The sequence below is a fragment of the Pseudomonas moraviensis subsp. stanleyae genome, assembly GCF_036283065.1.
Lineage (GTDB): Bacteria > Pseudomonadota > Gammaproteobacteria > Pseudomonadales > Pseudomonadaceae > Aquipseudomonas > Aquipseudomonas stanleyae.
In genome coordinates, this window is record NZ_JAADJI010000005.1 from 109,123 (window position 1) to 128,434 (window position 19,312).

19 protein-coding genes are annotated in these 19,312 nt (G+C 61.9%); 8 read left to right on the plus strand and 11 right to left on the minus strand.

The features are described 5' to 3' along the window. Window positions 1–213 precede the first annotated feature (213 nt). Entirely contained in the window at window positions 214–465 is a 252-nt protein-coding gene (oprI, locus tag GXB78_RS10255; RefSeq protein WP_003183784.1) for an outer membrane lipoprotei OprI, read from the plus strand. A 126-nt stretch (window positions 466–591) separates the two neighbouring features. On the opposite strand, the gene GXB78_RS10260 is transcribed toward oprI, so the two are convergent. The 3 genes from GXB78_RS10260 to GXB78_RS10270 all read right to left on the minus strand — a co-directional run bounded on the left by GXB78_RS10260 (window position 592) and on the right by GXB78_RS10270 (window position 2,731). Then, complete coding sequence (locus GXB78_RS10260) at window positions 592–1,563, minus strand: L,D-transpeptidase family protein (RefSeq protein ID WP_024013783.1); 972 nt, start codon at window positions 1,561–1,563, stop codon at window positions 592–594. 211 nt (window positions 1,564–1,774) lie between these two features. Beyond that, window positions 1,775–2,068: a hypothetical protein gene (locus GXB78_RS10265; RefSeq protein ID WP_003226812.1), complete on the minus strand. Its 294-nt coding sequence runs from the start codon at window positions 2,066–2,068 to the stop codon at window positions 1,775–1,777. Window positions 2,069–2,125: 57 nt separating this feature from the next. Beyond that, a complete protein-coding gene (locus GXB78_RS10270; RefSeq protein WP_042607895.1) occupies window positions 2,126–2,731 on the minus strand; it encodes an arylesterase in 606 nt (201 codons plus the stop codon). Between the two features lie 10 nt (window positions 2,732–2,741). Between GXB78_RS10270 and GXB78_RS10275 the strand changes: the two genes are divergently transcribed. From GXB78_RS10275 to greB, 3 genes are read left to right on the plus strand one after another with little or no spacing between them, the layout of a single operon-like run. Then, the gene (locus tag GXB78_RS10275; RefSeq protein ID WP_016770883.1) at window positions 2,742–3,425 is read left to right on the plus strand and encodes an ABC transporter ATP-binding protein; all 684 of its coding nucleotides are present in this window, start codon (window positions 2,742–2,744) and stop codon (window positions 3,423–3,425) included. Continuing rightward, window positions 3,425–5,929 (plus strand): ABC transporter permease, encoded by a 2,505-nt coding sequence (locus GXB78_RS10280; RefSeq protein WP_329515303.1) that lies wholly within the window; start codon window positions 3,425–3,427, stop codon window positions 5,927–5,929. The genes GXB78_RS10275 and GXB78_RS10280 overlap by 1 nt, the downstream gene beginning before the upstream one ends. A 34-nt stretch (window positions 5,930–5,963) precedes the next feature. Further along, window positions 5,964–6,461, plus strand: a complete 498-nt coding sequence (greB, locus tag GXB78_RS10285; RefSeq protein ID WP_329515304.1) for a transcription elongation factor GreB — start codon at window positions 5,964–5,966, stop codon at window positions 6,459–6,461. 6 nt (window positions 6,462–6,467) lie between these two features. Here greB and GXB78_RS10290 read toward each other — a convergent pair whose 3' ends face one another. From GXB78_RS10290 to GXB78_RS10300, 3 genes are all read right to left on the minus strand, one after another. Beyond that, window positions 6,468–6,776 (minus strand): class I SAM-dependent methyltransferase, encoded by a 309-nt coding sequence (locus GXB78_RS10290; protein ID WP_329515305.1) that lies wholly within the window; start codon window positions 6,774–6,776, stop codon window positions 6,468–6,470. 248 nt (window positions 6,777–7,024) lie between these two features. After that, entirely contained in the window at window positions 7,025–7,459 is a 435-nt protein-coding gene (locus tag GXB78_RS10295) for a DoxX family protein (protein WP_016770887.1), read from the minus strand. 113 nt (window positions 7,460–7,572) lie between these two features. Further along, complete coding sequence (locus GXB78_RS10300) at window positions 7,573–8,994, minus strand: MltF family protein (RefSeq protein WP_329515306.1); 1,422 nt, start codon at window positions 8,992–8,994, stop codon at window positions 7,573–7,575. Between the two features lie 236 nt (window positions 8,995–9,230). Between GXB78_RS10300 and GXB78_RS10305 the strand changes: the two genes are divergently transcribed. The 3 genes from GXB78_RS10305 to GXB78_RS10315 all read left to right on the plus strand — a co-directional run bounded on the left by GXB78_RS10305 (window position 9,231) and on the right by GXB78_RS10315 (window position 12,300). Continuing rightward, window positions 9,231–10,046 carry a TatD family hydrolase gene (locus GXB78_RS10305; RefSeq protein WP_329515307.1) on the plus strand — a complete coding sequence of 272 codons (816 nt, stop codon included), beginning with the start codon at window positions 9,231–9,233 and terminating at the stop codon, window positions 10,044–10,046. Window positions 10,047–10,249: 203 nt separating this feature from the next. Then, complete coding sequence (locus GXB78_RS10310; protein ID WP_329515308.1) at window positions 10,250–11,731, plus strand: methyl-accepting chemotaxis protein; 1,482 nt, start codon at window positions 10,250–10,252, stop codon at window positions 11,729–11,731. Window positions 11,732–11,934: 203 nt separating this feature from the next. Continuing rightward, entirely contained in the window at window positions 11,935–12,300 is a 366-nt protein-coding gene (locus tag GXB78_RS10315; RefSeq protein ID WP_329515309.1) for a DUF962 domain-containing protein, read from the plus strand. 1 nt (window position 12,301) lies between these two features. Here the strand turns inward: GXB78_RS10315 and GXB78_RS10320 are convergent, their stop codons facing one another. From GXB78_RS10320 to GXB78_RS10330, 3 genes are all read right to left on the minus strand, one after another. Beyond that, window positions 12,302–13,096: an acyl-CoA thioesterase gene (locus GXB78_RS10320; RefSeq protein WP_329515310.1), complete on the minus strand. Its 795-nt coding sequence runs from the start codon at window positions 13,094–13,096 to the stop codon at window positions 12,302–12,304. A 244-nt stretch (window positions 13,097–13,340) separates the two neighbouring features. Then, on the minus strand, window positions 13,341–14,099 hold the full coding sequence (locus GXB78_RS10325) for a CHAD domain-containing protein (RefSeq protein WP_329515311.1): 759 nt from the start codon (window positions 14,097–14,099) through the stop codon (window positions 13,341–13,343). A gap of 104 nt (window positions 14,100–14,203) precedes the next feature. After that, window positions 14,204–14,482 (minus strand): lipoprotein, encoded by a 279-nt coding sequence (locus tag GXB78_RS10330; protein WP_042607906.1) that lies wholly within the window; start codon window positions 14,480–14,482, stop codon window positions 14,204–14,206. Window positions 14,483–14,696: 214 nt separating this feature from the next. Between GXB78_RS10330 and GXB78_RS10335 the strand changes: the two genes are divergently transcribed. Beyond that, window positions 14,697–15,734 carry a patatin-like phospholipase family protein gene (locus GXB78_RS10335; protein WP_329515312.1) on the plus strand — a complete coding sequence of 346 codons (1,038 nt, stop codon included), beginning with the start codon at window positions 14,697–14,699 and terminating at the stop codon, window positions 15,732–15,734. 109 nt (window positions 15,735–15,843) lie between these two features. Here the strand turns inward: GXB78_RS10335 and GXB78_RS10340 are convergent, their stop codons facing one another. Further along, a complete protein-coding gene (locus tag GXB78_RS10340; protein WP_329515313.1) occupies window positions 15,844–16,539 on the minus strand; it encodes a response regulator in 696 nt (231 codons plus the stop codon). Window positions 16,540–16,587: 48 nt separating this feature from the next. Beyond that, window positions 16,588–19,239, minus strand: coding sequence for a sensor histidine kinase KdpD (locus tag GXB78_RS10345; protein ID WP_329515314.1), 2,652 nt, complete (start codon window positions 19,237–19,239; stop codon window positions 16,588–16,590). Between the last annotated feature and the right edge of the window lie 73 nt (window positions 19,240–19,312).

Here is a 19,312-nt window from a genome sequence, read left to right on the forward strand (position 1 = left end):
GGTTTGAGTCGCTCACGCCGGGGCTTGCAGCTGGATATTTTTTATACAGCGCAGTTAAAAGTTGCTCGAAAAAGAATCAACGCCTACAATTTTTTTTGCTTCTTGCGCTACGTCAGTTTACTTACTACAAGTAATGGGTAGTATGTACGCCGGCTATTTCCTCAATCGTGAGGAGACAGCCACTTAATTTGAAAGTCCTTGAAGGGGAACACGATGAACAACGTTCTGAAATTCTCTGCTCTGGCTCTGGCCGCAGTTCTGGCTACCGGTTGCAGCAGCGCATCGAAAGAAACCGAAGCACGTCTGACCGCTACTGAAGACGCAGCTGCTCGCTCCCAGGCTCGTGCAGACGAAGCTTACCGTAAAGCTGATGAAGCTCTGGCTGCTGCTCAAAAAGCACAACAGACTGCTGACGAAGCTAACGAGCGTGCTCTGCGCATGCTGGAAAAAGCTAGCCGCAAGTAATAATCCCTCGGGATTGTTATCGAGCCGATCCGGTTTTCCGGGTCGGCTTTTTTGTGCCCGGCGCTTTTCTCCGGACGATAAAAAACCCGCCGACGCTGCACGCCTCGGCGGGTTTTCGATCAATGCTTATTGCTGCAGATCGATCGGTGCACTGCTGACCATCGGCGCCGAAGTATTCGGCACGGCGATCTCTACCGGCAGGCCGTCTTCGGCCGCGACTACATCACGCACCACATCCCAGTTCATGCGCAGGTTGCTGGTAATGTCTTCACGCTTGAGCATCGCGTTGATCACCGCTGTGTGCTTGTCGACCACCGACGGGTTGCCCTTGTCGTCGAGCGGCGTGTGCGCTTCCAGATAGACCTTGCCGCCACTGCGACCGAACTTGTACGGGTCGTTGATGATGCGCACCGAGGTGCCGACCGGGACCATGCCGGCCATTTCCAGCACATTGTTGTTGAACATGCGGAAGCAACCGTGGCTGGTGCGCATGCCGATGCCGAACTTCTTGTTCGAACCGTGGATCAGGTAACCCGGCGTACCGAGGGTGAACTTGAACGGGCCCAGCGGGTTGTCAGGGCCGGCCGGCACCACATTCGGCAGCGGATCACCGTCAGCGGCGTGCTCGGCCTTGATCGAGGCCGGAGGCGTCCACGTCGGGTTCGGCGTCTTGGCGATGATCGAGGTGTGCGCGATCGGCGAGCCCCAGCCTTCACGGCCGATGCCCAGCGGGAAGGTGTACACCACGTCGCGGCCTTTCGGGTAGTAATAGAGGCGGTATTCGGCGAGGTTGATGACGATGCCTTCACGCGGGCCCGGCGGCAGGATGAAACGCGTCGGCAGAACGATCTCGGTACCGGCGCCCGGCAGCCAGGCATCGATGCCCGGGTTGGCCGCGACCATTTCCGAATAGCCCAGATCGTAGGTGGTGCCCAAGTCAGCGAAGGTGTCTTCGTACTTGGCTTTGATCACCTGCACCTGGCCGACGATGTCCTCGCCGGGTGGTGGCAGGGGAAGCTCCAATGCAGCAACGGGACCGGCCACACACAGGGCGGCAAGTGACAGGCAGCGGGTGACGGCAGGAAAGCGCGGCAACATCCGGAAAATCCTTCGCATGATCATCAAGGGTATAAGGGCGCGATTGTACACCGCGGCCCGGGGATTCGGGAGGTCACGCAATTACAGGCGACAGAGTGCTTCCAAGGTGGGAGCGAGCCTGCTCGCGAAAGCAGTGTGTCAGCGACCATAAATGTCGATTGATAAACCCCCTTCGCGAGCAGGCTCGCTCCCACACTTTGATCTTGAGCGCTCAGAGCTCGAAACGCAGCTCAGGCCAGATCGGCGAGGTGCCGCGCTTCTGCGATTCGAGAATCGCCCGGCACAGCGAGCACAGGCGCTGGTCCTGAAACACCCGGCGATCCACGCTCGACCAGCGCGGTTGCGCCGGCAACAGGCTACCGCACAGGGTGCGATCGGCCGAGCCACCGAGTTCCAGCTGACGCGTCACCAGATGCACCCGCACTTCCTGGCAGGCGAACAGGTCCAGCTGCTCGTCAGGCTCGATCAGTTGGTAGGCAAACAGGGACCAGGCAGGACGCGGCATCGGGGGCTCCAAATTCGGGGGCGCCACATTAGCCGAAAGCCTGCCACTAGAAAAGCCTCATAACAGCGGTTTTAGCGTCGGCCAGACATTTTCCAGCAACTTGCCCTGAGCCCCGGCGGCCGGGTGCAGACCGTCGGCCTGCATCAAGTCCGGATGACCGCCTACGCCTTCCAGAAAAAACGGCACCAACGGGACCTTTTTCTCATCTGCGAGCTTGCCGTAAACCTCGGCGAACGAATCGGTGTAGCGCTTGCCATAATTGGGCGGCAGCTGCATGCCGAGCAACAGCACTTTGGCGCCGCTCTGGCGTGAGCTGTCGATCATCGAGGCAAGATTTTGTTGCAATTGCGTTGGCGGCATCCCGCGCAGGCCGTCGTTGCCACCCAGCTCGAGGATTACCAGCTCAGGCTTATGCTCTGCAAGCAGCGCCGGCAGCCGCGCCTGGCCTCCGGCACTGGTGTCGCCACTGATCGAGGCATTGACCACTTTATCGTCGAAACCCTCCTGTTCGAGCCGTTGCTCGAGCAGCGACACCCACCCCAGACGGGTATCCAGGCCGAAACCGGCGCTGATACTATCGCCAACGATCAGGACAGTACCCGCCGCTGCGTTCTGGGCCATGCACATCAAGGCCAGGCCAGCACTCAAAAACCATACACGCATCGGATTCTCCATGGGCGCAAGCATTCTCACCGCGAAGAACCTCAGCAAAGTGGTCCCTAGCGCGGAAGGTGAACTGACTATCCTGCACGAACTCAGCCTGGAACTGAACAAGGGCGACAGCCTGGCCATCGTCGGCGCGTCCGGTTCCGGCAAATCCACCCTCCTCGGCCTGCTCGCCGGCCTCGACCTGCCGAGCAGCGGCGAAGTCACTCTCGCCGGCCAGGGCCTGAGCAATCTCGACGAAGACCAGCGCGCACGAATCCGCGCCGAGCACGTCGGCTTTGTCTTTCAATCCTTTCAACTGCTCGACAGCCTCAATGCGCTGGAAAACGTCATGCTGCCGCTCGAACTCGACGGCCGCAAAGATGCCCGCGAGCGCGCCACACAACTGCTCCAGCGCGTCGGCCTCGGCCAGCGCCTGACCCACTCGCCGCGCCAGCTCTCCGGCGGCGAACAGCAACGTGTAGCCATCGCCCGCGCCTTCGCCGCCGAACCGGACGTGCTGTTCGCTGACGAGCCGACCGGTAATCTCGACAGCCACACTGGCGAGCGCATCAGCGACTTGCTGTTCGAATTGAACAAGGAACGCGGCACCACCCTGGTGCTGGTGACCCACGACGAACGCCTGGCCCATCGCTGCCGGCGCCTGATCCGTCTTGAAGCCGGGCTGCTGGTCGCCCCTCTGGAGCCTTGATGGCACGTCTGCCGCTGTTGCGTCTGTTCAGTCTCGCCCTGCGCCAGCTCATGCGCGATGCCCGCGCCGGGGAGTTGCGCGTGCTGTTCTTTGCGCTGGTGGTGGCCGTCGCGGCGAGCACCGCGATTGGCTATTTCGGCGCCCGCCTCAACGGCGCGATGATGCTGCGCGCTACTGAGTTTCTCGGCGCCGATCTGGTGCTGGAAGGCAGCTCGCCGGCCCGCGAGGAGCAAATCCGCAGCGGCACCGAACTGCGCCTGAATCATGCGCAAGTGGTGGAGTTCTCCAGCGTCATCGCCACCGACAACGGCATTCAGCTTTCGAGCATCAAAGCCGTCGACCGCGCCTATCCATTGCGCGGCGAGCTGAAAAGCGCGCCCGCGCCATTTGCCAATGAAGAAGTCGGCGGCGAACCGCAACCCGGTGAAGCCTGGGTCGAGGCGCGCCTGTTGACCGCGCTGGATCTGAAGATCGGCGACAGCATCGACGTCGGCATGAAGACTTTGCAGCTGACTCGGGTGCTGACCTATGAACCGGATCGCGCCGGCAATTTCTACAGCCTGACGCCACGGGTACTGATCAATCTTGAAGACCTCGCTGCCACCGGCGTGGTGCAACCGGGCAGCCGGGTGAGTTACCGCGAACTGTGGCGTGGCGAACCGCAGGCGCTGGAAACCTATCGCGAGCTGATCAAACCGGGCCTCGCTGCGAACCAGCGAATCCAGGACGCCCGTGACGGTAACCGGCAGATTGGCGGTGCGTTGGGCAAGGCTGAGCGCTATCTGAACATGGCCAGTCTGGTTGCGGTTTTGTTGGCTGGCGTAGCAGTGGCGTTGTCAGCCAACCGTTTCGCCAGCCGGCGTTTCGATGCCAGTGCCTTGCTGCGCTGCCTCGGCTTGTCGCGCCGCGAAACCATGGTCCTGTTCAGTCTGCAACTGACCGTGCTCGGCCTGATTGCCGCCATCAGTGGCGCCCTGCTCGGCTGGCTGGCGCAACTGGGTCTGTTCGCACTGTTGCATGATTTACTGCCGAGCGATGTGCCGCCGGGTGGCCTGTTTCCGGCGATTGCCGGAATTGGCACAGGGCTGGTGGCATTGGCCGGTTTCGCCTTGCCACCACTCGCGGCACTGGGTCGCGTGCCGCCACTGCGGGTATTGCGCCGCGACATGCTGCCGATCCCCTCAAGCACATGGATGGTCTACGGCGCAGCGCTGGGGGCGCTGGGCCTGATCATGTGGCGTCTGAGCCTCGACCTTTTGCTGACCTTCGCCCTGCTCGGCGGTGGGGTGGTCGCTGCGCTGGTCCTCGGCGGCCTGCTGCTGTTGCTGCTGCAAAGCCTGCGTCGCCTGCTCGCCCGCGCATCGTTGCCATGGCGCCTGGGCCTTGGGCAGTTGCTGCGGCATCCGTTGGCGGCGGCGGGGCAATCGCTGGCGTTCGGTCTGATCCTGCTGTCAATGGCGCTGATCGCGCTGCTGCGCGGGGAACTGCTCGATACCTGGCAGAACCAGTTGCCGAAAAATGCGCCGAACTACTTCGCGCTGAACATCCTGCCGGCGGACAAACAGGCCTTCGCCGATCACCTGATCAAGGTCTCAGCGCAAGCCGCGCCGCTGTATCCGGTGGTGCCGGGTCGACTGATCAGCATCAATGGCGAGCCGGTACAGCAAATCGTCAGCAAGGACTCGGCGGGTGACCGCGCCATTCAACGCGATCTGAGCCTGACCTGGGCGGCGGATCTGCCGGCCGGCAACAAGCTCACCGCCGGCTCCTGGTGGAGCGGCCAGCCGTCCGGCGATGTGCCGGGCGTCTCCGTGGAAGGCAAGGTGGCCGAAAGCCTGAAACTGAAACTCGGCGATCACATGGTGTTCAGTGTTGGCGGGGTCAATCGGGAAGCGAAGGTCACCAGCTTGCGTGAGATCAACTGGGATAATTTCCAGCCGAACTTCTTCATGATCTTCCAGCCCGGCACCTTGAAGGATTTGCCGGCAACGTACCTGACCAGTTTCTATCTGGCGCCGGGGCATGATCAGCAGATCGTCGAGCTGTCGCGGACCTTCCCGGCGGTGACCATCCTGCAGGTCGAAGCCTTGCTCGAACAGCTGCGCAGCATCCTCGCCCAGGTCACCCTGGCGGTGGAATACGTGTTGTTGTTCGTTCTGGCTGCGGGGATGGCGGTGCTGTTCTCCGGCTTGCAGGCGACGCTGGATGAACGCATTCGCCAGGGTGCGCTGTTGCGTGCGCTGGGTGCCGAGCGGCAATTGCTGATCAAGGCGCGGCGTATCGAGTTCGGTTTGTTGGGGGCGGTCAGCGGCTTGCTCGCGGCGATCGGTTCGGAGGTGGTCAGTCTGGTGCTGTACCGCTTCGCCTTCGACCTGCCATGGCATCCGCATCCGTGGCTGTTGGTATTGCCGCTGATTGGCGCAGCACTGATTGGTGGCGCCGGCGTGTTCGGCACCCGTCGCGCACTGAATGCGAGCCCGCTGACAGTGTTGCGCGAGGGTTGATAGACTCAAGCCGTCTTAATCACAAGAAGTCGCCATGAGCCGTTATCGCCCTCCCCGCACCGCAGGCACCGCGCTGATCACCCCCGAGGGTGAAGCGCGGATGCGCGCCGAATTCCATGAGTTGTGGCATGTGCGACGCCCGCAGGTCACTCAGGCTGTGAGCGAAGCGGCGGCGCAGGGCGATCGTTCGGAAAACGCCGAGTACACCTACGGCAAAAAGATGCTGCGCGAAATCGACAGCCGCGTGCGTTTTCTCACCAAACGCCTGGAAGCGCTCAAAGTAGTCAGCGAAAAACCCAGCGATCCGAACAAGGTCTACTTCGGCGCCTGGGTGACTATCGAAGACGAAGACGGCAAGCAATCGCGCTACCGCATCGTCGGCCCCGATGAACTGGACCTCAAACAGGGCTTGATCAGCATCGACTCGCCGCTGGCCCGCGCGCTGATCGGCAAGGCACTCGACGCAGAAGTTCGGGTGCAGACGCCGACCGGCGAGCAATTCGTTTATATCGTTGCGATTGAATATCTGTAAGGCCAATCAGCGCCGAGTGATCAAACCCTGCCGCGCAACGCGGGTCAGCTGCTTGATCATCTCCGGCGCATCTTCTGCGCTCGGCGCCTGAATCACCGCCAGATCAAAACTGTCAGTGGCGAAACGCGCCAGCGACTCGCCGTCATCGACAAACTGGATCAGGAACGCGGCAGGACCGCCGCTGCGACGTGGCCAGCCATCGAGATAACGCAACAGCGTCGGCTGGTGTTTGCCGCCAAGCAGGATTTTCGGGTTGCGCTGGGTGACATGTGCCGTGATCGGCGCGGGACGTGCTGGAGGGCTTAGTGCGTTCATCTGTCGTGTCTCTGCCTCAAAAGTCTGCATGGCAGGTGAGAGGCAACACCGAACCAGCGCTTTAGCGGTATTTCGAAGCCCTGTTCCGGCTTCTGACGGTAACTGTAGAAGTCACCTGGCGCCCCGCAAGTAGCTGTTTAAATCGGCGCATGAGCAACATCCTAGAGAACGTGACCGACCAGTGTCAAGAATCGCCCGCAACAAAAAAAGGCCCGCGCAATGCGGGCCTTTGCCTTGAGCCAGAGCCTTCAACCGGCGATGGCGCGATCCGCCGAGAGCTTGCCGGCGCCTTCGATCAGTACCGCAATGCTACCGGCCAGCAGAGCCAGGGCGAACTCATAACCGTTGTTGGCCATGAACAGACCGTTGCCGATATGCACCGAGAAGATTGCCACCAGCGAGAGGAACGCCAGACCCAGTGCCGCCGGGCGTGCCAGCAGGCCGATGATCAGGGCCAGACCGGCGAAGAACTCGGTACCACCGGCCAGCGAGGCCATCAGGTACCCCGGGGTCAAGCCGATGCTTTCCATCCATTGTGCGGTGCCGGCCAGGCCGTAACCACCGAACAGACCAAAGAGTTTCTGCGAACCGTGGGCGGCGAAGATCACGCCGACAGCAATGCGCAGGACAGTCAGGCCGTAACCGGCGCGGGTGAACAGAACCTTGTTGATCAGAGAGCTCATGGTGCATTCCTTGTTGTGCAGAAGTGTTTATGTGTTTGGGTTGGTCGCTATATTAATCAGTTTATTTCATGCTTAAAGCGCAAAAATTTCGCCATAACAATCGGATTATTTGATTATTTCCGTGTGACCACTTTCTGCTGCCGGGGCTCAAGCGATTCGCGCTCCCGGTCGAATGCCAGGTAGTACTTGTTCACGCTATTAACATAGCTGACGGCGCCCATTCCCACCTGCTCCATGGCGATGCGCTCGACCTGGAAAAACCATTGATTGGGATTCAGGCCACGGCGGCGCGCTTCGGCGCGCATTCCCTGCACGCGCTCGGGGCCGATGTTGTACGCGGCGAGGGTGAAAGCCATGCGCTCACGCTCGTTGAGTTTCGGGCTGCTGAAGAACTTGCGGCGGATCATCGCCAGGTACTTGGCGCCGGCCTGCACATTTGCATCGAGATTGTGGATATTGCTCACGCCGACCCGTTGCGCGGCGGACGGGGTGATCTGCATCAGCCCGGTCGGGCCGCTGCCGCTGCGGGCGTTGGGCTGCAGACGCGATTCCTTGAACGCCAGCGCCGCGAGGTTGAGCCAGTCCATGTTCTGCGCTTCGGCGTGCTTCTGCAGCGTCGGACGGAGTTTTTCCAGACGCTGGCGATCCGCCTTGGCCAGCGGATTGTGCACCTGATACAGGCGTCGATAGATACGCAGGAACGCGGCGTCTTCGTCTGACGGTTTCTTATAGCCGGTGAGAAAGCGGTCGATGCTCGCGCGCAACATCGACGCATCGCGGCGCACGAACCAGTGCTCTTCGCCCGGCTCGCCGAGGCTCAGTTGCCGATCGAGGCGCAGCTTCGGCAGGATCTTGCCCCAGCGCTCGGCAATCGGTTGCTCGACGATGGTCAGGTGGAAAATCCCGCCCTGGACCATTTCCAGCACGTCCTCCACGGCCAGCGTCGGATCAACCCATTCGATATTGATCGGCGCCAGTTTGTGCAGCGCCAGTTTCTGGTTGAGCTGGCTGACCACCTCCCCCGCCGCACTGCCAGTGGGCAGGGCCAGGGTTTTGCCGGACAGTTGCTCGACCTTGGTATAGCGGCGCTGGCCCTTGATGCCGACCAGCACCAGCGGCACGTTGCTGGCGATCGGCTCACTGCTGGCGACCGCATAGCCCGAGGGCAGATCGAGCAGCTCGCCGGGCGCGACCAGATCGCCTTCGCCGCGCTGCAAGGCGCCGAGCAATTGATCCTTGGCTTTGGGAATGATTTTGAGGGTAACGTCCTGGCCATCGCGGGCATGGCCATTGAGGTATTGCTCGAAGGCGCGCAGTCGGTGGTATTCGACACCAATGGCCTGGCCCTGGACTTCGCCGGAGCTGTTGCGGCTCTGATTGACCAGCACCCGCAGCACGCGGCTGCTGCGAATGTCCGAGAGGTCGCGAACCTTGGTCGCCGGCACGGCTTGCAGCGGCCCGGGCAGGCGCGCGACCGCCGTCAGCGGCAGCAGCAACGCAGCACACAACAGCAGCAGAACCGAGGGACGATGCATCCACTCTCCGAAAAGAATACGGGGCGATTTCACCATAAAAAAGGGCGACATCACCGACGAAAACAGAGCGCTTTGTGCGCTGGTAAAGTGCGAGAGACTGGCACAGTGATGGCATTGTCGCCACCCCGGAGTCCTTCGCGGCCTCAACAGACAGCCATAAGTCGTTGTAGTTCTTGGCTTTTCTTATAAATCTACAGCTCTGATATGCTTTCCGGCCTTCGGCCCGAGGTAGCACCATGCAACTCATCGATATCGGCGTCAACCTGACCAACCCCAGTTTCGCCGACAAACACCAGGCCGTGCTCGACCGCGCCTACGCCGCCGGCGTCTGCCAACTGGTCCTCACCGGCACCAGCGTCGAGGGTAGCGAGCAGGCGCTGGAGCTGTGCCAGCAACTGGACGAAAGCGGCCAACGGCTGTTCGCCACCGCCGGTATTCATCCGCATTCTGCCAGCGACTGGAACGCTGACAGTGCTCGTCGCCTGCGCAGTTTGTTGAACGAATCCAACGTCGTCGCGGTGGGTGAATGCGGGCTGGATTTCAACCGCGATTTCTCCCCGCGCGCGCAGCAGGAAAAGGTTCTCGAAGAACATCTGGCACTGGCCGCCGAACTGCAATTGCCGGTGTTCCTGCATGAGCGTGAGGCCAGCCAGCGCCTGCTGGAAATCCTCAAGGACTTCCGCGATCAACTGCCGGCGGCGGTGGTGCACTGCTTCACCGGCGAACAGAAAGCCCTGTTCAGCTACCTCGATCTGGATCTGCACATCGGCATTACCGGGTGGATCTGCGACGAGCGCCGGGGCACGCATCTGCATCCGCTGGTGAAAGAGATCAAACCGGGACGGCTGATGCTGGAAAGCGACGCGCCATATCTGCTGCCACGCACGCTGCGACCGAAACCGAAAAACGGCCGCAACGAGCCGGCGTATCTGACCGAAGTGCTGCGCGAGGTGGCGCTGCATCGCGGCGAAACCGAAGAACAACTTGCCGCGCATAGCACCGCGTGTGCCCGGGCGTTCTACAACCTCCCCGCCCTTCCTGACACACCATAATTCTCTTGTGGGAGCGAGCCTGCTCGCGAACGCAGTGGTTCAGATGGCAATGATGTTGACTGACACGCCCTCTTCGCGAGCAGGCTCGCTCCCACTAGGGGGAACAATGCGCCCTGTTGATTCATATCAAGATCCGCAGACCTGCATAGCGGCACAATAATGGCACCTTGCCAAAACTGTTTCCGCTATCAGAGAAGACCTCCATGGGTGCCTGGCTTAGCAACATCTCGCTGAAATACAAATTCTGGGCGGTCAACGCGGTCGCCTTCGTCACCACCCTGTTGTTGGTGCTGTACGCCGTACACCTCGAACAACAGGCTCGCAGCCACGCCGCGCAGGCAGCCGCTCAGGCGCAGGCGCAATTGCTCAAGGCCTGGGCGCCCGGGCAACCGTTGCCCAAATCCGCTCAGGTGCTGACCTTCAAGCGCGGTGAAGCGCCGCGTCTCAACGATCAACCGTTGCTGGAAATCAGCGGCAGCGTCGGCTGGAACGCCATCAATCAACTGCCACTGTTTGGCGAGAATCCGTTGATCGGCGCCGAGGTATTCAGCCGTGCCGACGGCGAACAAGTGGCGGTCATTGCCTATGCGCCGAGCCTGAGCCAAGTGTTCAGCGAACGCTTCGCCCACTATGCGCTGGCGGTCTTCATCCTGATGCTGGCAATGCTCGGCGCCTCGCAACTGTTGATCCGCTTTCTGCTCAGCCAGCTCAACACGTTGAAAGACGTGATGCTGCACGTTGAAAAAACCGGCGATCTCTCCGCTCGGGTGCCGCTGGTGGGCAGGGACGAAGTCGGGCAGATGGCCAATGCCTTCAACGCTATGCAGGCCGGTTATCAACGCGTCGTGACGACAGTTGCCAGCACTGCGCGACAACTGGATCACGGTGCCGCGCGGCTGGCGTCGAGCATGAACGATGTGCGTCACGGCATGCTCGGCCAGCAGAGTGAAACCGATCAGGCCGCCACCGCGATCAACGAAATGACCGCCACCGTTTATCACATCGCTCAACACGCCGGCGCTACTCGCGATCTGTCGAAAACCGCCGACGGCCTCGCTGGCAGCGGCCAGCAAGTGGTGGCGCGGGTGCAGCAGTCGATTGCCGGGCTGTCCAGCGGCGTGCAGCAGACGGCGGAAATGATTCAACGCCTGGCCGAAGACAGTCAGAAGATCAACGGTGTGGTCAGCGTGATTCACAGCATTGCTGAACAGACCAATCTGCTCGCGCTCAACGCGGCGATCGAAGCCGCCCGCGCCGGAGAAATGGGGCGCGGCTTTGCCGTGGTCGCCGATGAAGTACGCAATCTTGCCAAGCGCGTGCAGGCGTCCACCGACGAGATCACCGGCATGATCGCGGCGTTGCAGGCCGGCACCCGCGATGCGGTGGATTTCATGCAGGAGAGCTCGTACAAGGCCGACGACTGCGTGCAGCAGGCGCAGGAGGCCGGCGCGGCGCTGGCAGAGATCACCGGCGCGGTGGCGCAGATGCGCGAAAGCAACACGCAGATTGCCGTGGCGGCGGAGCAACAGAGTCAGGTTGCCGAAGAGATGAACCGCGCGGTGGTGAGTATTCGTGATGTGACCGAGAACACCGTGCAGCAGACGGTGGATTCGGCGACGACGAGCAGTGAGTTGGCGACGTTGGCTGGGGAGTTGAACAGGGCGATAGGTCAGTTGAAATTGTGAGTCCACCTTCGCGAGCAGGCTCGCTCCCACATTGATTCAATGGTGCATGTGGGAGCGAGCCTGCTCGCGAAAGCGTCAGAGGCATCTACATCGAATCCTGCGATGACGGCTATCACTTCAATAGCCAACCTTGATTCGCCGCCCTCCGCGCCCGGGCCTATTCTTCAACCATGAAGTTAAACATGGATCGAGGATTAGCAAACATGGGCAAACGTCACCCCAACCTTCCCGCGTGGCAATGGCGCGCTTACCCGGGCAATCATCAGCATCCGGCCAATCTGGTCCTGCACCTGATTGCCGTGCCGCTGTTCATCGTCGCGTTTCTGCTGATCGTGTCGGGGGTGTTCAGCCTGAGTCTGGCCAGCGTCGCCATCGGCGTGATCGGGATTGTCGCGGCGCTGGGTCTGCAGCGCCACGGCCACAGCCTGGAGGCGCAAGCCTCCGAGCCGTTCAGTGATCGCAAAGATGCCGTCACACGTCTACTCGTCGAGCAGTTTCTGACCTTCCCGCGGTTCTTTCTCAGCGGTGGCTGGTGGCGCGCCTGGCGTGAGCGCCATCGCCGGCATTGAGTCAGGCGAAGATCGTCACGGTTTGTCGGCTCATGGCAATCAACTCTCCCTTCGCGCTCCACAGCTTGGCGGCGACATGGCCGTAACCGTCGGCAGCGTATTCGATATCGGCCAGGTATTGGCACCAGTCCAGCGTACTGAAGTCGTGTAACGGCTGCACGAATTCGATGGTCCAGGTCAGCGTGCTGCCCGGTGCCGGTTTCTTCAGATACGGCAACAGCGCCGGTGGCCAGGCATCAACCAGCGCCAACAGATGCGCCTCGTTGACCGGCTCCTCTTTGACATCCCCACGCAAGCGCACCCAACCACCCATCAACCGCGATGGCGTGCCGGAGAACGGAATGCCACCGACGCTCCAGCGCATCGCCAGATGGCGCATGAATTCCGGGGTCACGCCTTTGATATACGGCAGCTCCTGGCATTCGTCCCAGTGTTTCATCGTCGGCGCTGGATAGGCTTCGACGGCGACTTCCGACGGCCGCGAGGCACCGAAGCTGCCCTGAATGATCGTCACCACCTGACCATTCTGCATGGCGCGGCCCAACACCTGGCTGACCGCTTTGCCTTCACGCAGCACATCGACTTCGAAACTCACCGGCACCTCCGGCTCGACCGGGCCGACAAAGGTGATCGCCAGCGAACGCACCGGGCGCTCCGTCGGCACCCTGGCGCGCATGGCTTCAAATTGCAGCGCCGCCACCAGCCCGCCAAAACTGGCGCGGCCCTGCCCCCATTCGGCGGGGATGATCACTTCAGGTTGTTGGCGGACAGCATCGAGCAGATCGCAAAAGCGCATGACAACCTCGGAAAGCGAAAAAGGAATGCGCGGATCTTAACCAGCCAAGGGCGGCGGCGCAGCGTCTATTCCGGTCAAATGGGCTGACAGATAGGCCTTGGCGCGTTTCAATTTCGCCGCAAACCCTTGTAGGAGCTGTCGAGTGAAACGAGGCTGCGATCTCTTGATCTTGATCTAAAAAAACAGGATCAAAAGATCGCAGCCTCGTTTCACTCGACAGCTCCTACAGGAGGACGTGGCGATATCAGGATTTGAAACAAGTGGCGCTGAGCTTTTCCAGCACTTGATCGGCCTTCAGCTCTGCCTTGATCAACCCCGCCTGCCACGTTTCCACGCACGGTTGCAGATCGGCCTCTTGCTCTGCGCGCGCCAGCCATTGCCAGCAATCGTGCCAGTCGCCCAATGCGCCTTGCGCGGATTTCAGGTGTTTGTAAGCCGGTTTCGGCAGACGATCCAGTTGCGGATAAGCTTCGATGCCATAACGCACGCGTTTGATCAGCAGGCGCAGGCGATGACGGTCATGGGCGGGATCGTGCAGCGCCGCGTCGAGTTTCTGCCATTGTTTGCCCAGACGTTTTTCAATGCGCTTATCCAGATCCTTGAGCAACCCTTGGCGCTCGGATGCGCGCAAAAATCGTGGAAAGGCGTCAAGAATCATCAGCAACGAAGCCAATTCCGCACTCGCCGCCAGCGCCGGATAGGCTTCGGCCATTTGCGCCAGGCGCCGCTGCGCAGCCTCGGGCTGATCATGCTCGAGCAGATACGCCGCCAACACTTCGCGATCACGCCACGGCGTGGTCAGATCACCCACTGCCGAAGCCGCCGCCTCCAGTTGCTCGACTCCCGGCAAGCCGCGCAACGGCCGCAACAGACTGCGCAAGCGTCGCACCGTGGTGCGCAAATCATGCAACGCCTCCGGGTCGGTACGCGCAGTCAACCGCGCCTGACACGCCAGCAGCCGCACATCCAGACTCAACACATGAGCCACCAAACGATCGATCATGGGGTCTACTCCGTGGACAGCTTCAAGTTGCAAGCTACAAGCTTCAAGCTGAATGCGTTTGCTTCAAAGCTTGCAGCTTGCAGCTAGAAACTTGCAGCTGCTGTTTATCTTCCTGCGCGGGATTCGCGAATGTAGAAGCGGGCTTTCTCGGCTTTCTTGCTGCAGCCTTCGAAGCCTTCGAATTGTTGCTGGGTCTTGGCGGCGGTCAGCAGCGACAGCGCTTTGGAATAGCTGACGGTGCCGGCGAAGCCTTCAGCCTTGGCCAGGTCCAGTTCGTGCCAGGCCGTATCGAGTTGGCTGCCGCAGCTGTCGCGGTACGCGGTTTTGCCGGCGCAACCGGCCAAAACCAAGGCCATCAACGGTACACAGATCCAGGCTTTCATCAATCACACCTCAAGGTAGGTCAACAGTCGTGCAGATAAGACGGTCAAGCGGCGAAAAAGTGCCTCGCCGGGCGCTGAAACCACGTGGCGCAGAGCATAGCGCTGAAGTGTCATTCGCGAGCGAAAAACGACGTCACTGCCGCGCGCAACGACCTTGGCGATTGAGCCGCTTCGCCGATGCGTGCATTGTGCAGGCTTGTCCGGAGGAAGTTTGATGAAAAAGCGTGTCGCACTGGTGCTGGGCTCCGGTGGTGCCCGGGGCTATGCCCATATCGGCGTTATCGAAGAAATTGAAAGACGCGGCTACGACATCGCCTGCATTGCCGGTTGTTCGATGGGCGCGGTGGTCGGCGGGATCTATGCCGCCGGCAAACTGGACGACTATCGGCGCTGGATCGAAAGCCTCGATTACCTCGATGTGCTGCGTCTGGTCGATGTGAGTTTCCGCCTCGGCGCGATTCGCGGTGAAAAGGTCTTTGGGCAGATCCGCAAGATCGTCGGCGAGATCAATATCGAGGACCTGCGCATCCCCTACACCGCCGTCGCCGCCGACCTGACCAATCAGCAGGAAATCTGGTTTCAGGAAGGCTGCCTGCATCAGGCCATGCGCGCCTCGGCGGCGATTCCCAGCCTGTTTACCCCGGTGATGCAGGGCAACCGCATGCTCGTCGACGGCGGCATTCTCAATCCGCTGCCGATCGTTCCGGTGGTGTCGAGCCACTGCGATCTGATCATTGCGGTCAACCTCAACGCGACCAATCAGCGTCAGTACAAATTGCCGGTGATCGAGCGGCCGGCGGCGTTCCGTTCGCGCTTCGACAGTCTGATCAAATCCATGGGTTCGAAGTTGCCGTTCCGGCGTAAACAGGCCGAGCAATTGTTGAAGCTGGAACAGGAAGCCCTGCGCGCCGAAGCGGCAGAGATCAATCCGTGGCTCGAAGGCGTCGAACCGGAAAGCCAGCAACCGGCCGCCGCCCCTGAACGCGAAGGCGCACCGAAATCCGCCACCGGTTCGTTCATCATCGATAACGTCGGGCCAGCGTCGCTACTGGATCTGATCAACCAGAGTTTCGAGGTGATGCAGACCTCGCTGGCGCAGTACAAGATCGCCGGATATCCGCCGGATATCCTGATCAACGTGCCAAAGCGGGTGTGCCGGTTTTTCGAGTTCTACAAAGCGCCGGAACTCATCGCGCTGGGCAGACAGATTGCCAGCGATACGCTGGATCGGTATGAGCAGGAGCAGGGTTGAACTGATCCGGATTTTTCAGAGTAATTGAAGGCCTCTTCGCGAGCAGGCTCGCTCCCACAGGGGAATGCATTCTAAATGTGGGAGCGAGCCTGCTCGCGAAGGCGTCAGATCAGCCAACTTCACTCAACAACCGATACCCAACCCCAGCCTCCGTCACGATAAACCGCGGTCGGGTCGGGTCATCCGCCAGTTTCTGGCGCAGATGCCCGACCACGATTCGCAGGTAATGACTGTCCTCGGTGTGCGTCGGCCCCCAGATATCCTTGAGCAATTGCTGCTGGGTGATGACCCGCCCCGGATGTCGCGCCAGTTGCGCCAGCACTGCGTATTCCTTGCGGGTCAGGGCGACTTCGGCGCCGTCGAGCAGCACCCGCCGATAGGCCAGATCCACGGTCAACGGGCCGACGCTCAGCGCCGCCGGCTGCGCCTCGCCCGCCGGGGCCTGACGCAACAGCGCGCGAACCCGGGCGAGAAATTCCTGAATGCCGAACGGTTTGGTCACGTAGTCATTCGCGCCGCCATCCAGCGCTTCGACCTTCTGCCCTTCACTGGCGCGCACCGACAGCACCAGCACCGGCGTGCTCGCCCACTCGCGCAACTCGCGCAGCACTTGCTGACCGTCCATGTCCGGCAGGCCGAGGTCGAGCACCACGAGGTCCGGTTTGCTCAGCGCGGCCTGCGCCAGGCCTTCGGCACCGGTGCCGGCCTCGAGCACTTTATAGCCCTGTGAAGCGAGGCTGATGCGCAGGAATTTGCGGATCTGCGGTTCGTCATCGATGACCAAAATGGTCGCGGTCTGGCTCATGAATTCACATCAACACAAAAGAGTGGCAAGAGAGTAGCGCAGTCGACTTCAAGCTTCACCGTCCATCCCCGGCTGCGTCTGCAACGGCAGGTGCAAGGTGATGCAGGTGCCCCGCCCGTCGATGCCGTCAGCCACGGAAATGCGCCCACCGTGGGCGCCGACCATGCCCTGACAAATCGCCAGGCCCAACCCCGTGCCCTGGCCGCCGCGATCCCCGCGCGCGGCGGTGTAGAACATGTCGAAAATCTTCGCCCGCTCCTCTTCTGGAATCCCCGGGCCTTCATCGCTGACCGAAAAGAAAATCTCCTGCTCATCGGCGCCGGCACGCAGTTGCAGACGACCGTGGCTGGGGGAAAAGCGCGCGGCGTTTTCCAGCACGTTGACCAGCGCCTGCTCGATCAGCGCCGCGTGCACATAGAGCAGCGGCAACTCGGCCGGCACCTCGGTGCTGACCTGCAACGGCGCCAGCACCGCGCGCAGGCGATTGAGCGAACTGCCGACGATATCGGCCGGTGACACCCAGTCCCGCGCCAGTTTCAAGGCGCCGTGGCCGAGGCGGGTCATGTCGAGCAGGTTCTGGATGTAGCGGTCGAGGCGTTCGGCCTCATCGCGGGTGCCTTCAAGCAGCTCGCGGCGATCCTCCAGCGGGATCGCTTCGCCCAAGGCCAACAGGCTGTCGATGCTGCCACGCATAGCGGTCAGCGGCGTGCGCAAATCATGCGACACCGAGGCCAGCAAGGCGCTGCGCAATTGCTCGGTTTCGCCATGCAGGCGCGCCGCTTCGAGGTCATCAGCCAACTGCGCGCGGGCCAGAGCCTGCGCCAGCGGCTGGCTCAACGCGGTGAGCAAGCGTCGGCGCTGACCGCTCAAGGTCTGACCTTCCTTGGCGCAAACGCCGAGCAGCGCCAGCGGCCCGTCCTCGACCGACAACGGCCACCACCACCAACGCCCCAGCGGCAACGTGCCGGTGCCCTTGCCCGCCGGTTGATCGTGTTGCCAGGCCCAATCGGCGGCGGCGCGTTCGGCCTCGGTGAATTGCAGCGGCCCGCCGGTTTCGACTTTCCAGCCGCCCTGCCCGTCGCGGTTGAGCAAGCACAACTGCAGGTCGCTCCAGCCTTCGAGATGCTGCGCGGCGGCGCTGACCACGGCCTGGCGATCGGTCGCGGCGGTGAGTTTGCGCGACAGGTCGAGCAATTCGCTGGTCTCTTCCTGGGTATCGCGCAAGGCCTGCAATTGCCGCCGCTGCCGCGCCGCGAGGTTGCCGGTGAGCGCCGCCATCAGCAGGAAAAACAGCAGCGTCAGCACGTCTTCTTCGCGCTGGATGCTGAACGAGAAGTTCGGCGGGATGAACAGAAAATCGTAGGTCAGAAACGACAGCGCTGCACAGGCCAGCGCCGGGCCGAGGCTGCTGCGCACCGCCACCAGCAACACTGCCGCGAGAAACACCAGCGAGATGTTCGGCAGCGGCAACACGCTCGACACCGCCCAGGCCAAAGCGCTGGCCAACAATGTCGCGACCAGCGCCAGCGCGTAGTCGAACCACACCAGCGTGACCGGATTGCGCGGGCGCGGTTGGTGCTGTTCGTGGTCACTGTCGAGGACGTTGATTTCCAGACCGTGAGCCTGACGCAGCAGGCGCGCCGCCAGGCCACCGCCGAACAATCGACGGCGCAAGCGTGGCCGCGACTGGCCGACCAGCAACAGACTGGCGCGGCGTTCGGCGGCGTGTTGAATCAGGGTCTTCGCCACTTCACCGGCGCGCAACAGCACCACTTCGCCACCGAGGCGTTCGGCCAGTTGCTGGGCGCTTTGCAGACGCAACCGCGATTGCTCGTCGCGGGCGCTGCCGTTGTCGACATGCACCAGACTCCACGGCAGATGCCGGCGCTGGGCGACGCGGCTGGCGTGACGCACCAGACGTTCAGCCTGCGCATCGCCATCGACACCAACCAGCAAACGCCCGCGCACCGCCGGCGCCGCCTGCCCGAGCTGGCGATAGCCTTGGGCGAGATCGTTATCGACCTGCGCGGCGGCGGTCTGCATCGCCAGTTCACGCAGCGCGGTGAGGTTGGTCTGGGTGAAAAATGCATCGATAGCGGCGCGGGCCTGCTCCGGCACGTAGACCTTGCCTTCGCGCAGACGCTCGAGCAATTCACGTGGCGGCAGATCGATCAGCAGCAGCTCGAACGCTTCCTGCAACACCCAGTCCGGCAGGGTTTCCCGCACCTGCACGCCGGTGATGCCGCGCACTTGGTCGTTGAGGCTTTCCAGATGCTGGACGTTGACCGTGGTGAACACGTCAATGCCGGCGGCGAGCAGTTCCTGAATGTCTTGCCAGCGCTTGGCGTGGCGACTGCCGGGGGCGTTGCTGTGGGCCAGTTCATCGACCAATACCAGCTTGGGTCTGGCGGCGAGAATGCCGTCGAGGTCCATTTCCTCAAGCAGCACGCCACGGTATTCGCTGCGCACCAGCGGTTGCTGCGGCAGGCCACCGAGCAAGGCTTCGGTTTCGGCGCGGCCATGGGTTTCGACCACGCCGGCGAGGACTTTCACGCCCTGGCGCAGTTGCGTATGCGCGGCCTGAAGCATGGCGTAGGTCTTGCCGACCCCGGGCGCCGCGCCGAGAAAAACCTTGAGCCGGCCACGGCCATCGCGGGGCAGGTCTGCTAACAGTGCGTCGGCGCGGCCGGAGTCGCTCATGCTGGGGATGCTCTCTTTCTTCTGATGTTAATGCGGTGATTGTCAGGGCGCCTTCGCGAGCAGGCTCGCTCCC